This is a genomic window from Candidatus Uabimicrobium amorphum, assembly GCF_009002475.1.
In the GTDB taxonomy this organism is placed as follows: domain Bacteria; phylum Planctomycetota; class Uabimicrobiia; order Uabimicrobiales; family Uabimicrobiaceae; genus Uabimicrobium; species Uabimicrobium amorphum.
The window spans coordinates 6,655,754-6,674,432 of sequence record NZ_AP019860.1 but is presented as its reverse complement, the minus strand read 5'-3'; the positions used below and the strand labels follow the sequence as shown (position 1 = coordinate 6,674,432).

The 18,679-nt window shown below is 40.4% G+C and carries 9 protein-coding genes; all 9 read right to left on the bottom strand.

Translation table 11 applies throughout. The annotated features are described in order from the left end of the window. Positions 1–96: 96 nt before the first annotated feature. Positions 97–1,254: an acyltransferase family protein gene (locus UABAM_RS23565; RefSeq protein WP_173013529.1), complete on the bottom strand. Its 1,158-nt coding sequence runs from the start codon at positions 1,252–1,254 to the stop codon at positions 97–99. Between the two features lie 20 nt (positions 1,255–1,274). Then, positions 1,275–4,361: an efflux RND transporter permease subunit gene (locus UABAM_RS23560; RefSeq protein ID WP_151970450.1), complete on the bottom strand. Its 3,087-nt coding sequence runs from the start codon at positions 4,359–4,361 to the stop codon at positions 1,275–1,277. Then, positions 4,348–6,183: an efflux RND transporter periplasmic adaptor subunit gene (locus UABAM_RS23555; RefSeq protein ID WP_151970449.1), complete on the bottom strand. Its 1,836-nt coding sequence runs from the start codon at positions 6,181–6,183 to the stop codon at positions 4,348–4,350. The genes UABAM_RS23560 and UABAM_RS23555 overlap by 14 nt, the downstream gene beginning before the upstream one ends. 293 nt (positions 6,184–6,476) lie before the next feature. Continuing rightward, on the bottom strand, positions 6,477–7,415 hold the full coding sequence (locus UABAM_RS23550; RefSeq protein ID WP_151970448.1) for a diacylglycerol/lipid kinase family protein: 939 nt from the start codon (positions 7,413–7,415) through the stop codon (positions 6,477–6,479). Continuing rightward, complete coding sequence (locus UABAM_RS23545; protein ID WP_151970447.1) at positions 7,412–8,236, bottom strand: SDR family NAD(P)-dependent oxidoreductase; 825 nt, start codon at positions 8,234–8,236, stop codon at positions 7,412–7,414. Before UABAM_RS23545 ends, UABAM_RS23550 begins: the two co-directional genes overlap by 4 nt. An 11-nt stretch (positions 8,237–8,247) precedes the next feature. Next, positions 8,248–9,108 carry a phosphatidate cytidylyltransferase gene (locus tag UABAM_RS23540; RefSeq protein ID WP_151970446.1) on the bottom strand — a complete coding sequence of 287 codons (861 nt, stop codon included), beginning with the start codon at positions 9,106–9,108 and terminating at the stop codon, positions 8,248–8,250. A 20-nt stretch (positions 9,109–9,128) separates the two neighbouring features. Next, positions 9,129–16,700 carry a type I polyketide synthase gene (locus UABAM_RS23535; protein ID WP_173013528.1) on the bottom strand — a complete coding sequence of 2,524 codons (7,572 nt, stop codon included), beginning with the start codon at positions 16,698–16,700 and terminating at the stop codon, positions 9,129–9,131. A 111-nt stretch (positions 16,701–16,811) separates the two neighbouring features. After that, entirely contained in the window at positions 16,812–17,732 is a 921-nt protein-coding gene (ribA, locus tag UABAM_RS23530; protein ID WP_151970444.1) for a GTP cyclohydrolase II RibA, read from the bottom strand. A 31-nt stretch (positions 17,733–17,763) separates the two neighbouring features. Continuing rightward, entirely contained in the window at positions 17,764–18,669 is a 906-nt protein-coding gene (locus UABAM_RS23525) for a class I SAM-dependent methyltransferase (protein ID WP_151970443.1), read from the bottom strand. Positions 18,670–18,679: the final 10 nt, after the last annotated feature.

The following is an 18,679-nucleotide window of genomic DNA, read 5'->3' as shown; positions in this document are numbered from 1 at the left end:
CGTAATCGTCACCGTAGCCGTAATCGTCACCGTGACCGTGACCCTGACCGTGACCCTGACCGTCAATCCCATTGACCGTCACCATAGTAGTTACGGTCAACGCTTGTATGCGAATATTTTCTTCATACGCAGAAAATGAATTTCGATCAAATACCACGTAACAATAGCCACGAGTAGGGACAATAATGAACATATCGCAAACTGTAGTACAACAGCGAATAGCGGTGGTATTCCCAAAGTCACCAAGTTGTTAAAGCCTAATGGTGACTTTATGACAACGAAAACGATAAAAACGTGACAGGCATATATCGAGTAGGAATATTTTCCAAGCACTTTGAAAAACGACAGTGTACAAACTCTATGTAGAACAGTTTTATTTTCTTTTAAAACGATAATTAAGATAGCGGAGAACATCACGCCTACAATCAAATGCCGCCATGTCGAATGTAAAATTCTTTCCCCTACAGGAAAAGCAGCCACCATCGGTCTTGAAAAATCAAAAAGATAGGTGCTATAAAGGAGTAGTAAAGTTATCAAAGAGCACAAAGCAATTTTTATGAGCTTTTTATTCTCCCATCCGATGTTTAATATCGCAACTAAACTTCCCATCATGATCGTATCAGATCTTGCATAAACCACAGTATACGCATAGCTAAAATCACCCGATAGACAAAGGTAAAATCGTGAAGCGATGGAGATCGCAATGATCAAAAAGCACGTCCACATCAATTGGCGTCTAGACAAAAAATATACACAAAAAGGCCAAATACAATAAAATTGTTCTTCTACCGCAAGAGACCAAAAATGCGACAAAACACTGGGTTCTCGAAGAAAATTGGAAACATAAAACCAATAATAAAACTGATGAGGATAACCAGTTAACTCTTCTTTGATACCACCTTTTATAAGCAAAGGAGCGATCAAAAAAAAGTGTATACACAAAAGCGCATAATACAGCGGAAATACACGTAAAACTCTTCTGCCGTAAAACGCTTTAAAATAGTTTGTCGTTTCTTTGTTATCCAATAGAATTTTCGTAATTAAAAAACCAGAAATAACAAAAAACAAATCAACGCTACACCAAAATAAACTGACGATTTTTAAAACAAAGTTTGACAATACACTGAGATTTGCACCGTGATGTGGATGAAGTACAAAATAGGTAATCGTTGAATGATAGGCAATAACGGGTAAAACAGGTATTCCTCGTAATCCATCAAGCTCTTCAATATAGTTTTTGTTATTGTGGGGCAAGGTTTTCTCCGTTCTATCCATTAAGTCAATTTGTAGCTAGGCTCTACATTTTCGCGGTTTGCCCACTTGCCTTTGAGCAACCAGTAAATAACCCGGCGACAAAAGTTGACAAACAAAAACAGTATGGGAACTAGAAAAAGAGTGATGATAGTAGCAAATGCCAATCCAAAAACAATGGATACCGCCATCGGAATAATAGATGATCCTTCTAAATCTGTTTCATACAATGTGGGAATTAAACCTGCTATGGTGGTGAAAGACGTGATAACAATTGCACGAAACCTAGAAAGACCCGCTTGGAAAACAGCTTCATTGACCAAATTACCTTTGCGCATCTCCACATTTATCTGATCGATAAATACCAAACTATCGTTCACCAAAATACCGGAAAGGGCGACCACTCCAAAGAGACTCATGATAGAAATAGGTAGGTGCAACATCCAATGACCGTATATAGCTCCCACAAATCCGAACGGTAAAATCACTAAAATAATCAACGGCTGTATATACGAGTTTAAAATCAATGCCAAGATGATAAAAATAGCCAACATCGCATAGGCAAATCCCAAAATTAGGTAGTTTATCGTTTGTTGATTTTCTTTTTCTTGGCCTGCGATCGAGATAACAACACCTGGATGAAGTTTTTGTAAGTCGGCCAAAAATTGTCCTTTTAATCTTTGGATCACATCAAAACTTGTGATGAGCTCGTCGTTTATATTGGCACGGATTGCCAAAAAACGCTTTTTGTTTTTGCGTAAAATGGTCTGCGCGCGGTTATTCAGAACGAACTCGACAACATTTGCCAAAGGAATTTCAAATTTGCCTGCCGCTTGGATGTTGAGGGTGTTGAGTTCTTGTGCCGATTGTTCGTAACCAAGTCTTACGACGACTTCTTCAGAATCGCGTTGTAGCTTAAAAACTTCTTGTCTTCCGAAACCACTGCTCAACTTTTGCGAAATGTCTTGTTGGGTGATCCCTAAGAAAATTCCCTCGTCTTTCAAATTTGCTGATAAAACTAATCTCTGAGGAGGAGAATTGTCATGGATGTTGTAAACACCATTCATTTGATATAACTCTTTTTTCAATTTATTGGCAGCGGACAGTAATTCTTTACTATTGGAGGATTGTAACTCTATTTCAATAGGTATACCTGTGGGAGCGTACTGATCTTCCCAGAAGTTGATAGATATCGCATCGGGAACTTCCCCCACTATTTTTTCCCATTTTGTAATTATTTCACGACTGTGGTAATTTCGAAAGCGATGGGGACACAATTGAACTTCTACGTATCCATAATTTTCGTCGGTAATCGCAAACATACTGTTCACCACTGGAACTTCGTTGGGAAACGATTTGTTGAGTTTTGCAACAGTTTTTTCTAGAAAACGCGTATGGTGATCAATGACATTTTTAGACGTTCCCGAGGGAAAGCGGAGTTCTGCTCTTATGTGAAGACTATCTACTTCTGGAAAAAATATATACTCCACAGTTCGCGATTGTATCAAACCAACAGCAATGAGCGATATTCCAAGAACCAAGGTGACAAAAATAATCTTATACGCCAAAACTTTCTTGTACACCGTGGCAAATACTTTTTGAATCAAAAAATCAATCAACGCATTTATTTTTTCACGAATGGCATTTGGCTTTTTCGGCTTTTTGCTTAAATGTGACGGAAGAATAAACATGCATTCGATAAGTGATGTCACCAAAGTGGCAATGACCGCAATAGGGATTTCCCGAATCCAGTTCCCCACCATACCCGGAATAAAAAACAGAGGCACAAAAGCAATCACCGTTGTCGAAACAGCTCCAAGGATAGGAAGAAACATTTCATTTGCCCCTTGAATGGCAGCTTCGCGACCAGACAAACCTTTTTCGAGATTGGCGGTGATATTTTCTCCCACAATGATGGCATCATCTACGACGATCCCCAGAGCAATAATCATGGCGAACATGCTGATCAAGTTTAAACTTTTCCCCAGCAAAAACAGTACAAAAAATCCACCGGCGTATGAGATGGGAATGCCCAATGCTACCCAAAAAGATACGCGAAAAGTTAAAAAAATAGACAGACATGCCACAACTAAAATGGCTCCGGTAATCGCACCATTGGATAGTGTGATGAGTTGGTCAACGATGAACTCCGAGCGATCAAACCACAAACGTAACTTCAGATTTTCTGGAAATTGCTTTTTCTTCTCTTCTAAATATTTTTTTACGTGCCGCGACACAGTGATGGCGTCCGCTTCCTGTGGACTTTCTATTTTCATACTAATGGCGGGTAAACCATTAAAACGATAATAAAAATTGTCATTGTCAAACCCCTCATACACTCTCGCAATATCTCGTAAAAGAATTTTGATACCATTTTCACTGGTAATAATGGGTATAGTTTCGTACTCTTTTGCGGAATACAAACGTTTCTCGGTGTAAATTTTTATATTGTGGTCTTCCGTTTTTAATTCACCCTCTGCACGACTAAAACTATGGGCCTTGATTGCGTCCGACACATTTGACATTTTCAAATTGTATTTTTGCAGCGAAAGCTCTGATATTTCGATCTTTACTTCGTAGTTTTCACTCCCTTGAGTTGGTACATAATCCACATCGGGTAAATCCATCACTTCGCTGCGTATGTTTTTTGCTATTTTGTTGAGTTCCCGTTTCGATAAATCACCATACAATACAAAACGCATTAAAACTGGTGAAAAAAAACGTAGACGTGTTTGCGGTGCAAAGGCACCAGAAGGAAAATCCTCGATACCATCTACACGTAACTTTATTTTTTCTAATACCTTATATGGATCTACACGTACTTTCAGCTTTGCTTTTACGACACCTAGAGTTTCTCGGGCAATAGATTCCAAATCGATAATTTCCGGAACATCTTCTAAAGCATTTTCTAGCTTTATACAAATGCTCTCCTCCACATCTAGAGGTGTGGCTCCCGGGTATAGAACTGAGATTTCGATTTCGTCGCGACTAAAGATCGGAGTTGACTGATTGGGAATATTTACAAGAGCAATGAACCCAGAGAACAAAATAAAAATCATCAATAGGTTACAAAAAATAGGACGCTTGACACACCAATCAATGAAATTCATTTTGCACTCCTTTATCCTCTGCGACCTCGTAGGGTTTCAGTTGTGTTCCTGGTATGACAAATGGTAAAGGTCGTAGTACGATCATTTCTCCTTCACTTAGTCCCTCGGTGACAAGAAATTTGTTTCTATATGGGCTTACTCTAATTTTGCGAATTTGTAAGCGACCATTGTGTACGATATGCACGGTATTGTTTTCGCGTAAAGCGGTTATTGGTAATAGTAGCGCCTTTTCGATCTCTCGACCTTGTAAGTTGACTTTGACAAAATTACCCGGTTGCAAAATTTGCTTTCCTTTTGCATTTTTCACGCGCACAATCACCGGAATTGTATAGTTTTTCTCATCCATTGGTTCAAAACGCACAACTTTGCCCTGCCATTTATGTGTGACGTTGCCAATTGTTGTCGAAACGTGTGCTGCCAATTGTAGATTGTCAATATTATCTAAGGACATGTTTTCACCTAGCAAGTCAGGTATTTGACTGATAGGTACATATGTAGGTATTTCCACATAGTTAAGATCTTCGATTACGGCGATCGGATTACGCATGGATACAAGCGAATCTTTTTCCACATACACTTCGCGAACTCGAGCGCTAAAGGGAGCAAAAATTTTTGTTTTGCCAATATTCGCATATGCCTCATTTAATTTAATTTTGGCATCTGCCAGCTCTAACTTTCTTACGGAAATTTGATTTGGTAACTGCTTTTCCTGACTCTGCAAATCAGCAATGCTCTTTTTGAAGGACAGTAATTCTTTTTGAATCTCAAGAACAACAGACTCACTCACGGCCTGCTGTCCATAAAGGCTAGAGTTTGTACGTAACTTTTTCTCCACGAGTTGTTTTTGCTGTTGCACGATTTTTATTTGGTTGGCAATACTCACTTTTTTACTTTCCAACTCATCCAGGCGAATTTCGATGGAACGAATTTGATTTTTGATATTTTTTACCTTGTTCTTATATTCCTTTTGTGAGATGGCAACAAGGAGTTCACCTTTATTGACAATATGACCTTTTTTCAATCGAGAATTTAATTTTGCAACACGTCCTTGCAGCTCAAAAGCTAGCTTATGCGTTTTCGAGGCACGTACGCGACCATATTTTTCTATTTGCAGCTGAATTTTTTCATATGTAACTTTTTTTACACTCACAAGGGGTATCTTTACTTTTACCGTTTTTACGGATTTTTTGGTGTTATTTATGAGTTGTTTATAACCCCCCCAGCTACCCAAAACTATTGCAACGAATAAAAATGACACTACCAAAAGGCGCATATAGTCTTTGCCTAGTTTGTGACCACAGTATGTACACTTCTTAACGCCGGCGGTATTCCACTCGAAACAATTCGAACATTTTAGTCCATTGGGAATATTTGCTGTGGCGTATATATCTGTAGAATCACCGGTGATATCATCATTTTGATTGCGTAAACGGCCTGCAAGAACTGTCATCAAAGAAAAGGAAAGATCTGGAATCTCTTTGATCAAGCTTTTCAAAACTTTTTCTTTTAAAAATAGAACCTTCAAATTTTGACTAGCAACCGCTGTTGCGGAACGTCTTTCTTTGGAAATAATAGCCATTTCGCCAAAAATATCACCGCGTTTCAGGGTTGCGAGACAAGTTTCGCCTTTTAAGATTTGTGCTTCTCCCTCACAAATCACAAAGGCTTCGTTTCCCCAACTTCCTTCGGAGAAAATCACTTCTCCTTCGATGAAATTTTTCACGCCCAATCTTTGCGCAATAATTTTCTGCTTTTCGGGTGATATGGATTTAAACAGGTCTATATTTCCTATCATTTGTTGTTTCTTCTCTAACGAAAACATGATTACCCCTCACTATGTAGAATTACGACCTTCTTGAAGACCACTTAAAAGACGTCTTCTATAATGACTAGGTATAAAGCAAGTTTCATACCATATGAAAAACAAATTGCGAGGGGTTCCTTCTCAAGCCTTGTTTTACTAGATTTGCGGTTATTTCGCATAAACCCTAAGGAGAAATGAATTGTACGTTGTTGATAATTTTTAGCGATAAAAATTGCAGATCCCTGGTTTGAAAAGGGATCCAGGCGCTTATAAGTCCACTTTATATTGTGAATTTCTTGCGTAATCGAGAATTAGTTATCTAGCAATGCCAAAAAAGATAGCTTATGAGGGAGAAGTTTGAAGTATTCGGGACTGTAACCAATAAATTCACCATGTAGATGAAATGGATAATTTTGCGTTATTTCCAATTGGATATTTGTAAGGTGTGAAAGTCCATAGCGGTTATATTTTTCGGTGTGACAAAAATAGTCCACCTTGGTGTCATGGATATGTTTTTGCAACAAGATCTTAAAAAAAATCCGCGCTGCGTCAAAAACATTTGTATTACTCACAATCCACAAATCAAAAATGCTGTTGTTGGTATTCGCGCATGGTGTAAAGACCAATCCACCACATTCGCGAACGTTACTTACTTCAAAAACTTTCAATAGAAAATCTTGTTTTCCATTTTCAAAATGCACGCGACATTGAACATGGCGTGTGATAAAAAAGCTGACAACAAAGCATATATAGTTCATCAAGTTGCCAAATATTTTACGCAACATCTTTACCACCAGAAAATTTTCCTGACGAAAAAGATTTGCAAAAATTCCGACACCAGCAGTGGAGCAAAAAATTTTATTTTGTCTTTGCTGATTTAGACCGGAATAGCACGTCTCCACGAGATCTATTTTGGTCAACGTCTGTTTCTCAAGAGCAGCAACCGCCTCTTCCATACTACGGATTCCCAGCATAGACGAAAAGTCATTCCCTGTTCCCAAAGGTAAAGGCATCAGTGGCACTTGAAAATCCTTTAAAGAATTGATGACGTAGAGTAAAGTGCCGTCTCCCCCAGCGGACACAAGAAGATCACACTCCCAGCCTATTGCTTTTTGCGTCTGTAGCGTAATATCGTCAACGTTACTAGTAACAAAAATTTTCGTTTCATAAGTTTTCGGAAGTAAATCGAGAAAATTTTGCAATTTACGCCTGCTTTTGCTACCGTTAAAAACAATCCCTATCTTCTTCATTTTTTCACTTCCTCATCAGCCAAAACGTCTTCTACAGAAGGCACGGGAAACATTCTATCCAAAATAAAATCTACAATCCTTTGCGGTAGAATTTTCGACAGCGTAAGTAGTAGCCACACCTCAAAATTAATCGTAATAAGCCACCGCCCGCCATGACATTTCCGCAAAATTTTTGTTGCTGCCTGCGCCGCTGTCATCACATTTGGACGTGCACCATCTCCCTTCATCCACTCTGGCATACTGGCAAATTCATAATCGTATTGTGGCGTGTCGATATCTGCGGGGCACGCCACGTAGACGCACATTTTTGTATTCTTCAATTCTCTGCGTAGAACAGCCGCGAAATGAATAACACCTGCTTTCGCCGGGCAATAAGCTGGATAACCCGCCATGGCAAGGAATCCGAGTACGGACGAAACAAAAAGAATGCGCGCATCTTTTGTCAGGAATGGTAAAAGGTGTTTTGTACATAGCATGGTACCAGTTAAGTCGATGTCTATGTCTGCGCGCAATTCACTTTCGGACATTTGTGCTAACGTACCAACATGAACAACTCCAGCATTCATGATCAGGAAATCAACACTACCTTGTTCTTTAACATGCGATACAATAGACTGTATACTTTGGCTACTACTAATGTCAGCAACCACTCCGTATATCTCTTCGTGTATTTTATGTAGCTCTTCAACCGCCTTTTTTAACTTTTGCGGATTACGACCAACAATCGTCACTTGCATGCCCTCTTTAGCAAGCTGCCGCGCCATTGCCAAGCCTAACCCGGAGCTACCTCCTGTAATCAATGCGTGCTTGTTTTTTGCCATAATACCTTCCTCTACGTTGTTATCATCACAAAATAATAAAATACCGGTGCTGTAAAAATCAGCGAATCTAACATGTCTAAGACCCCACCCTGTGTCGGAATCAGATTGCTAAAGTCTTTTACATCACACAGGCGCTTTATCTTAGAAGCCACCAAATCACCACAAGGACTCAACACCACAATCATAAATACTAAAATCACCTGTTGCCACAATGGAAATTCTGGAATCACAAACCCCATACTTAGCCCGACTCCAAGTGCGGCAAGGCCTCCGCAAATAACCCCTTCGTATGTTTTATGGGGGCTAATCGCAGGCCAAAATTTGCGACGGCCAAAAAATTTCCCACATAAATATGCGATCGTATCGTTCACTTCTACAATCGCATACAAAAAAACAACATGGTAAAAACCTTTTTCTCCACACGCCAAAAGTGTAAAATAGCTCAGAAATATTCCAGGATAAATCGCCACCACAAGGCAATAAATCGATGGCAAAGTATCGTCCCAAAGTAAGTGAATTAGACAATACATTACATATAAAACAAATAAAGCGATCGTAACCTGATACATCTGCAAATACAAGATAACGACTAACGTCATCATAAATAGCATACATACAAATTTTTGCCGCCCGAGTTTCAGGATCGTTGCCATTTCGTACGCCGTACTCCCTGCAAAAAACAGCAATGACAGCAGCAATAATATTCCCTGAAAATATATAGGAACAATGACACTACTCGTGGTAAAGGCTGTCATAACATAAATGAGCCATATATCCACGAATAGCTTTCTCTTTAACAAACTCATCATGGCGATAAAGATACCACTACCCGCAAACAACAGCAGTATCATATACAAAATCTTTGTGTCCATAACTTATTTCACTACTACCTCTAACTTGAAGTAAATCGGTTGCTGTATTCTACTTCCCTCTCTCTACTTCCAGAATCCTTACCACAGAACTCGACTATTTTTGCAACGGTATAGTCAAGTTGCTGCGGTGTATGTTCGCTGGTGATAAAAAATCGTAGCCTTGCTTCGTCTTCTGGCACTGCTGGTGCAAGAATAGGATGAACATTGATTCCGGCCAAGAACAACTGATTGGCAAGCATAAGCGTTTTTTGAGAATCCCCCACAATAATAGGAACAATGGGTGTATCCTTACTCACACCGGTATTCAAACCACTACTTCTGGCTTTTTCCAAAAATCTTTGAGAATTTCGATGCAACTTTTCTATGCGCTGTGGCTCCATGAGCATAGCTGCGATTGCAGCATATGCCGCTGCGGCATTGGCAGGTGTGATCCCAACACTATACAGAAAGCCAGGTGTTGTGTACTTCAGATACTCAATTAGACGATGACTACCTGCAATATATCCACCACAACTCGCAAATGACTTACTCAAAGTTCCCATCCAAATATCCACGTCTTGTGGCGCGACGCAAAAATGTTCGCGAATACCGCGTCCTGTTTTCCCCAGAGTACCGATAGAGTGCGCTTCGTCAACCATTAGCAAGGTCTTGTATTTGTGTTTGAGTTCGATGAGTTTTGGCAATGGAGCAATATCTCCATCCATACTATAAACCCCCTCAACGATGACAACCACTCTTTGATAGTTGTGGCGATTCTTGTGTAAGATAGACTCTAAAGACTCACAATTGTTGTGCGCAAAAGGAATTCGTTTTGCGTTGGAGAGCAAGCATCCTTGAATAATACTATTGTGTGCTAGTGAATCGTGAATAATCAAATCATTCTCGCCAAACAAGTGCCCAATAGTCGTGACATTAGTCGCATGACCGCTCACAAACACAATACTATCTTCAGTCCCCATGAGAGATGCTATTTGTGATTCTAACTCTTTATGAATGGGTTTCTCTCCTGTTGCGATACGGCTCGCAGAAGGAGACGTGCCATAAAGGCCAATGGCCTGCTGTGCCGCTTCGCTTACATAAGGGTGACCGGACAAACCAATGTAGTTATAGCTAGAAAAACTAATAAGCTCTTTGTCTTGTATCTGAGTAGTTCCTGTGGTGATGGTTTCATTTACGCGGAAATACGGATTTTCGATTTGTAAATCTTGAAGAATAAGCTTTTGTTTTTCTAAATCCACACACTCCACAAAATGGTCAGGACTGTACAAGTTTTTGGCAATTTCTAATTTTTGAGTTTGAGGCATTTGTTGTTCTTTTGCTGGTTTATCTTCGATAATTTCCACTTCAGGTATTGACTTTTCTGTCCCAACAAGTTGCGAAGTGTCTATCTTTGACATGAGTAACTTAGAAAGTTCTGCAACTGTTGTTGCTCCCATTAGTTCGACATTAGACAACTCTATTCCCGTCTCTTCCCCAATGAAAGTTTTCAGCTCAACAGTCATCAAAGAGTCAATTCCCAGCTGATTTAGCTTTTGATGGATGTCTATTTTCGCTGTGGGAAGTTGTAAAATCTTAGATAGTATCTTCTTTATAATATTCTCAATATGCTCTTGATGTTGTTCCTGCGAAAGATGCGCCATAGAACTACTTAATCTTTCCAAACCAGGATTTTCATTTGCCAGATGCACAACATCGCGAAAACGCGTTGTTGTCGCAATGCGTGTATTTAGCTTTGCCCACTTATGCCAATCCACATCAAAAAATCCCAATTGCGTGCATTGTGACGCTTGCAGTATATGCTCTAAACCATCGAGAAATTTTTCATTTTGTAGCCCGCAAATACCACTTTGTTCGAGTATTCTCCGCACATCTTCATTGCGCGTGGCAACTCCTGTTTCCGACAGTACCCCGAGATTGATCGTCGTTGCCGGCAACTGCTGTGTACGGCGATAGTAAGCAAAAGCATCGAGAAAAGCATTGGCAGCCACATAGTTTCCTTGGCCGGCGTTGCCGATCACGGAAGAAATAGAGGAAAAGCACACAAAAAAATCGAGAGACATCTTCTTGGTTGCGTTATGCAAATGAATCGCTCCTGCCACTTTAGGTTGCATGACGTATCTAAAGCGTTCCTCGTTGAGATCATGGATAAAGCCGTCATCTAAAACCATTGCTCCGTGGAATATTCCTTTTAGAGGAAACATTTCATTACGCACGCGCTCTATGATATTGTAAACAGCCTCCTTGTCACTAACATCCATGGCCTCTACATGAACTTTCGTCCCAGCACGTTCCATAGAATCTATCTCCTGTTGCAACACAGGGGAGTTTCCACTACGACTGATCAAAACGACCTGACCCGCCTTTTTTGTCGCCAACCATTTTGCAATGACAACACCTAAACCACGTGTTCCCCCGGTGATTATATATGTACCTTGGCGATCAATCCCCACATCTTCTTTTTTCGCTACCGGAACTTGTTGCCCTTGCATTTGAATGACCACGCGTCCAATGTGCTTACTCTGAGAAAAGAAACGAAAAGCATCTGTTGCTTTGTCGGCAGGAAAAACGGTGACAGGCATCGCATAAAAATGTCCTGCGGCAAAACATTTGCTTATTTTTTGGAATACAGATTGTGCCAGTTTCGGTTTTTCGGCAAACATTCTGTCAACATCAATCGCGGCAAACGTCAAGTTGTAGTTAAAGCGCTCCATGGGCAATAAGCTATTGTTGGTAATATCTCTTTTACCAATCTCGATAAAACGTCCAAACGAAGCCAACAATGAAAAACTTTGAAAAAGAGCCTCTCCCGAAATGGCATTTATTACAATATCAACGCCTTTACCCGCGGTGAGATCATATATCGTTTGCGCAAATTTCAAGTCGCGAGAGTTCATTACGTGCTCGATTCCTATAGAGCGTAAATAGTCACGCTTTTCTTCTGTTCCTGCGGTGGCAAAGATTTTGGCTTTTTTCCACTTTGCAATTTGAACCGCTGCAAGCCCCACTCCACCACTTGCGTTGTGGATAAGAATGCTCTCGCCTTCTTTGATTTTGGCAATATCAATAAGTCCGTAGTATGTTGTTAAATACGAAACATAAAGCGGTGCTTCGTTAAAACTCAAATAATCTGGTTTGTGCACGACAAATGTCGGAGGCACCGTAATATAAGATTGAAAACAACCTGGAACCGTGGCAATCACCGCGTCGCCCACCTGGAAATGTTTAATATTCTCGCCAACGGCAACAATCGTACCCGAACATTCCATACCAATCGTCGTTCCAAGGTATGTGTTCTCAATCGCTTTGCGATCGATTTGCCCATAGACTTTTAACATATCTTTAAAATTCAAAGCGGTGGTGTGAATTTTAATTTCAACTTCCCCTGGACCTGGGGCACGACGTCCCACTTCACGGTACTGTAGGCTGTCCAGTTTACCTGTGTGGGGAACAAACAATTCGAGATTCGCGTCATGCATGTCTTGCATGGATACCTGAGATGTTTTGCGTTGCAGTTGCTTTTTTACTAGACGTTTCACGTAACGTTTATCGCGTAGTGCGATATCGGTGTCGTTGTCCTTCACCATAATCTCATTTTTTACTTTTGCCATGATCGCATCATCGCAATGTAGGGGAATGTCAATCAAACGCGTTTGTAGTTGGGAATCTTCATTGGTAATCAGGTACCCTAAACCCCACAAAGCAGAGGACGTTAGGTTTGTCACTTTATCGTTTTCGATTACCTGTTGTGCGTTACATGTCACAACGCAAATCTGTGCTTCATGCCCCTTCTTAGACAACAACTGTAACAAATGGAGAAATCGTGTTGTTTGTTCTAAGGTATTTGCAAACGTGACATCTTGCCCATGGAGTCCCCATAAGTAAACAATTTTTGAAAACGGCGGTAGATCGGTGAACAAAGCGGACAGACTGTCACTACTTTGATAGTCATCTTCCGTTATAACAGAACAGTCTCCTGTCTTAAAAAGATCGACCACTAATTTTTGCGCCAATTCACTTTTCTCTGCAAAAACAAGCACATGTTGCGAATATTCTTCCACGGAAATTTCCGGCGTTTCTTGCCAGTCGTACTCATAAAATAAATTCGTCTTGTTCTCTTTAGATGCGGCAATGGCTTGACACGTGACTTTGTGCATTTCAAGAAGAACCGTACCATCATTGCGAAAAAACTGTATATTACCCTTTATCTGATCATCGCTCACCTCTGTTACAACCACATGACACCAACACGCTGTTCCTACTTCCTCGAAAAAAGTCATGCGTTCCACAGAAATAGGAACCATCAATTTCTTACCTCCGGTATTTTCTACCGCAATCATTGATTGAAAAGCCCCATCTAACATTGTAGGATGGCAAAAATACGGCTGTGACTCATGGCCGTTCAATCGCGCCAAAACTTCATTTTTACAGCGACTAAGAGATTGTATTGTGCGGAAATGAGGACCATAAACAAGTCCTTGACTTTGCAGTTCACCATACAAACAATCGATATCCACAATTTCTCCACATCTTTGCTGTAATTGCTGTATGTCAACCTTATGTGTGTTTGTCGCAAGCGCCTTGTCGAGAATACGACCCGACGCATGCATTTGCCATTGTGGATTATCTTTGTCTGTTGTGCTATGCACAGTAAAGGTCTGTGTTTTTTCGTGCCACGAAGTTCTTATATGATTCACGACATCGTCTTCCACCGTAAGTATTTGATGAAAGCGGATAGATTCCAAGCTACAAGCTTTTTCACCTGTCAATTCGCTGTGTAAAGCTAAGGCTGCCTCAATATAAGCGGCCCCTGGCCACACAATTTTGTTTTGCACGACATGATCGCGAATATAAGGAAAATAGTGCTCATTTAACTCCACTTCCCAAGCAGGGTGAGGTGAGCGGCAACTCGATATCAAAAATGTATGACGTGAAGAACCGATTCTGTCCTCTATGGACCTGATCGTTTCCTGCCAGTAGCGTTCCTTTTGCCAAGGATATGGAGGTAACTTTACATATTGTCCTTGTGGCGATAGAGTATTCCAATGCAAAGAGTAATTCAACAAATGCAACTGCCCCAAAGATTGGTACATAGATGAAAAATCACATTTACCACGTTGCAAAGAGAACATCTGCACAATTTTTGTCCGAGCGTGCTGCGCGCATTCATAAAGCGCGTTTTTGAGTACAGGATGTGGTCCCACTTGTAGAAAATTTTTATAGCCATCGCTCATTATCTTGAGGGTTGCTTTTGCGAAACAAACCGGCTCACGTACATTGTTCCACCAATAGTCACTTCTTTGTTCAGATGTCATTTCTCCGGTTACCGTAGAATAAAGTGGTATCGTAGGTGTTTGTGGTGTAATATGTGCTATCGCGGCCATAAATTCGTCTTTTATTGTTTCCATCACAGTACTATGGTAAGGAATATTGACATCTAAAAAGCGATAAAACACTTGGTGCTGTTCCAGATAATCGGCGATTTTCGTAAGTTCTTGTTTACCGCCGGCAAGCGTAACCGCAGATAGGCTATTGATGGCTGCAATCGAAAGATCAGGATACTTTTCTAATAAATTTTTCGCGTCTTCTTCCCCCAGACCAACGGCAAGCATATCTCCACAACCAACCGTTGTTTTCTGCAAACGACTTCGATGATAACTAACGAGAATAGCATCTTCTAAAGTCAAAGCTCCTGCAACATAAGATGCGGCCACTTCTCCTACGCTATGCCCAACTACGGCATCTGGAGAAATTCCCCACGATTCCCACAACGCCGTTAAACCTACCTGTAACATAAAGTTTGCGGGCTGCGCAATTTGCGTTTCGGTGATACGCGAACTCTCTTCGTCAGCAAGAAACTCTGGTAAAATAGCGTATCCAGCGATTTGCGCAAACAAACGATCACACTCTTCGATTTTGCTACGGAAAATTTCGTTGGCAAATAACTCTCGGCCCATTTTCCACCACTGTGGTCCCATGCCCGTATAGACGAATACGATTTTGTCAGGTTTTTCTATCGTACAATATCCTTCATACATACCATGCCCCACAAAAGCATCCACAGCATAGCTATCTAGTTTATCGCGTAAATCTCGTAGCGAACTTGCGGCAACTGTTAAACGATAGTTATGGTGACTACGACGACAGTTCATCGAATATGCAAGGTCAGCAATCGAGACTTCAGAGTTCAAGGATAAAAAATCTCGATAAGAAGATGCAAGACGCTGTAATGTTTCTTGGTTGGCTGCGGAGAGAGCAAAAAAGTACATATCTCTATCAACAGTGGTGGATTTTATTTCATTGTTGTGCTGTTGTAATAATACGTGAGCATTGGTACCACCATATCCAAAAGAATTAATCGACGCCAAGCAATCTTTATCTTGCGGAAGATTTTGCAAACTCGTTGCAATTTCAAAATTTTCCGTATCTAAATCAATATCACCATTGCGCTCATTTAAATGAAGATTCGCCGGGACTTGATTGTGACGCAAACACAAAGAAGTCTTGATCAAACCAGCAATACCAGACGCCGCTTCGAGGTGCCCAATATTTGTTTTGACCGATCCAATGACACACTTATGATCGCGATTTTCGCCCAAAACAGCTTGTAGAGCTTTTATTTCGATAGGATCACCCACTTTTGTTCCCGTACCGTGAGCTTCCACATAAGAAATGTCTTTACCTCTTACTCCAGCATTTTTATACACTTTTCGTATAAGATCTTCCTGAGCTTTTACATTAGGAGCACTAATACCTTTGGTTTTCCCATCCTGATTTACTCCAACGCCTTTTACAACCGCATAAATAAAATCGTTATTCTCCAAAGCCTGCGCTAAACGCCTTACAATGACAATCCCTGCACCTTCTGCACGTACATAACCAGCAGCATCGCTGTCAAAAGCTTTGCAACGACTGTGACTAGACAAGAAGCCGCCTTTACTCATCGTAACACTATATTCTGGGCGAAACATAATATTCACACCGCCGACGAATGCGATGTCACATTCCTTATTCCATATGCTATTACACGCATAGTTACAAGCAACTAAAGAAGACGAGCATGCCGTGTCAATAGACAAACTAGGGCCCTTCAAATCAAAGATATATGAAAGACGATTCGATAACATGGTCATCGATGAGCTAGTAGGACTCATCGCACCGATCGTATCGCGATTTAATGGGTTTAGCTTTTGCACGAGATTATCTACACAGAAACCACCAACAAAAACTCCTGTAGTTGTCTGTTGCAGTTGTTGTAAGGTAATCCCCGCATCTTCAACGGCCTCATACGCCACCTCTAACAAAATTCGCTGTTGTGGATCTAAGAACTCAGCTTCGCGTGGCGAGATCCCGAAAAACAACGGATCAAATTCATCAATTTTTTCCTGTAAAAATCCGGCTTGTTTTGGACGCATTTTGCCGGGCAGGTTTGCGTTCGAACTATAATATTTTCTCATATCCCAACGATCTTGGGGAACATCTATAATCGCATCTGTTCCATTTAACAAGAGCTCCCAAAATTTCTGTGGATGTGAAGCACCACCAGGAAAACGACAGCCAATGCCAACAATCGCAAGGGGTTCATTCTTATGCATATCTTTATTCCTCTTCATCAAAAACCTACAAAACCTAGTTGGGTCTAGAAAACATCATCGTAGCCACAAACGTCACCGTGACCGTAGCCATAATCGTAGCCGTAATCGTAATTATCTCAACATAGAAAACTCCGCCTGAAAATTATGATGATTCTTTTCCATTTTGGTTTTCAAATAATCGCGATTGTGCTCATTGATTGTTGACAACAACTTCACCGTCTGTACAACCGCAACACCCGCATTTTTACAAGCAACTACTTTTGTCGGATTACTCGTGATTAACTTTATTTGTGTTATCCCAAAATGAAAAAACACATCCTTTAGATAATCATACGTCCGCAAATCATTGGGGAAATTCTCTAAATGCTGTGCTTCCACAGTATCCGCACCTTTTTTTTGATGTTCATAGACTTTTATTTTGTTTAAAGCGCCAATGCCACGTCCACTTTGCTGCGAATAAATTAAAATCCCGCCTTCTTCATTTATTACTTTAAGTGAGTTTTCTAACTCTTCACGGCAATTGCAACGCAGAGAATGAAATATATCACCGGTATAGCACATCGAGTGAACACGCACTAAAGGAGTCTTTGGCAGAGACAACGTACGAACTCCCAGCACCTCTCTTTGGGACATTCGCGATTGAAAACCAAAGTACATAAAGTTTCCATACTGCGTGTTTAAAGTAGTCTCGTCAAAAAAAGAATATAATTCATGATTTATCGAATGGTCTGCCTCTATTTGCCATAAGAACTTCGCTAAACGTTTCTTGGTCAATTCATTTGGTTCATCAAAAAAATCAAGAGATGTAAAAAAAGAGCTTTTGTTTGTGGCGATTATTTGTGATCGTACCTTTTTTAGATTGGTACTCACCACAGATGTATCGATTGCAAATACATCGTATGCTTTTCGTATAGCGTCTTGTATGTTGTTTTCTATTTCATAGCGATACTCATGGCAATCTAACGATTGCACTAGGCAATCAGGAAGCGTTCTTCTCTTTGTCACCATAGCTATCTTACGTTGTAAATTCATATACACTCCTTAAAGATTGTGATCACCATTTCTAAACAGTACCGAAAAAATCGAGTTGATGAGCAATATACACAAGTTCGCCATTTTTTATTTGGTCATGGCGCGCGGCAATCCATGAATCGATGTTATAATTTATTTGGTTTTTTAAGGTTTGGGATACGGTATCGATAATGCAGTGCAGAAAGTAATTCTCACGATGGGAGTAACGGTTTCCGCTAGGAAACACCGTCCAGTCAGAACTTCCGGCTTCCATAATTTCCCCACCGGCGTTATGTATATAAGAAAATAAATTACGTCCCACATTTGTGCCCGATACAGATTTTCCTTTTATTTGTTGTTCATCCATTACCCGATGGTAATCGTAAACAATTTTTTGATCCAAGTTTGCGCTGATTTGTGGAAGAAAAATGGTTTCTCCATCAAAATTGATAGAAAAATAGAACGCTCCTTTGTCGTTTAAAGCACCAAATAGAAACGGCAGCAATTCTTCAGTATCCACTAAGTCCAAAAAAGCATGGGCAATAACTAAATCGTATTTTTTCGATGTTCTGGAAAAAAAACGCGTCGCATCCGCAACACAAAAATCTATTTCAAATTTTTTGTCACGCTTTTTTAGAATAAATTTTTCATTGCGTTCCGTGAAATCTACATTTTTGCGCTTTGCCCAAATTTGTATTCGTTCTTTCGCACGAAAAATGTACTCTTCGCTGACGTCCACCATTGTGTAAGTTGTACTGGGTAACAAATCCCAATCAATAAGACGTTCCAGCATAGTGCCTATACCAGCGGCCATTTCTACAATATGCAAAGACTTTTCCTTTGTCACTTCGTACAAGTAGTCACACATTTTCTTCAAAACTACGCGGTTTAAAGCGCGGTCATCTACGGTTTTTTTCGATTCTAAATAGTCGATAAAATTAAAAAGTTGTTTATTCATTTCCGCCTCA

Excerpts from the sequence above, each read along its gene's own strand:
- UABAM_RS23560 (WP_151970450.1), bottom strand. The coding sequence starts at position 4,361 with ATGAATTTCATTGATTGGTGTGTCAAGCGTCCTATTTTTTGTAACCTA.
- UABAM_RS23555 (WP_151970449.1), bottom strand. The coding sequence starts at position 6,183 with ATGTTTTCGTTAGAGAAGAAACAACAAATGATAGGAAATATAGACCTG.
- UABAM_RS23550 (WP_151970448.1), bottom strand. The coding sequence starts at position 7,415 with ATGAAGAAGATAGGGATTGTTTTTAACGGTAGCAAAAGCAGGCGTAAA.
- UABAM_RS23545 (WP_151970447.1), bottom strand. The coding sequence starts at position 8,236 with ATGGCAAAAAACAAGCACGCATTGATTACAGGAGGTAGCTCCGGGTTA.
- UABAM_RS23540 (WP_151970446.1), bottom strand. The coding sequence starts at position 9,108 with ATGGACACAAAGATTTTGTATATGATACTGCTGTTGTTTGCGGGTAGT.
- UABAM_RS23535 (WP_173013528.1), bottom strand. The coding sequence starts at position 16,700 with ATGCATAAGAATGAACCCCTTGCGATTGTTGGCATTGGCTGTCGTTTT.
- ribA (WP_151970444.1), bottom strand. The coding sequence starts at position 17,732 with ATGAATTTACAACGTAAGATAGCTATGGTGACAAAGAGAAGAACGCTT.
- UABAM_RS23525 (WP_151970443.1), bottom strand. The coding sequence starts at position 18,669 with ATGAATAAACAACTTTTTAATTTTATCGACTATTTAGAATCGAAAAAA.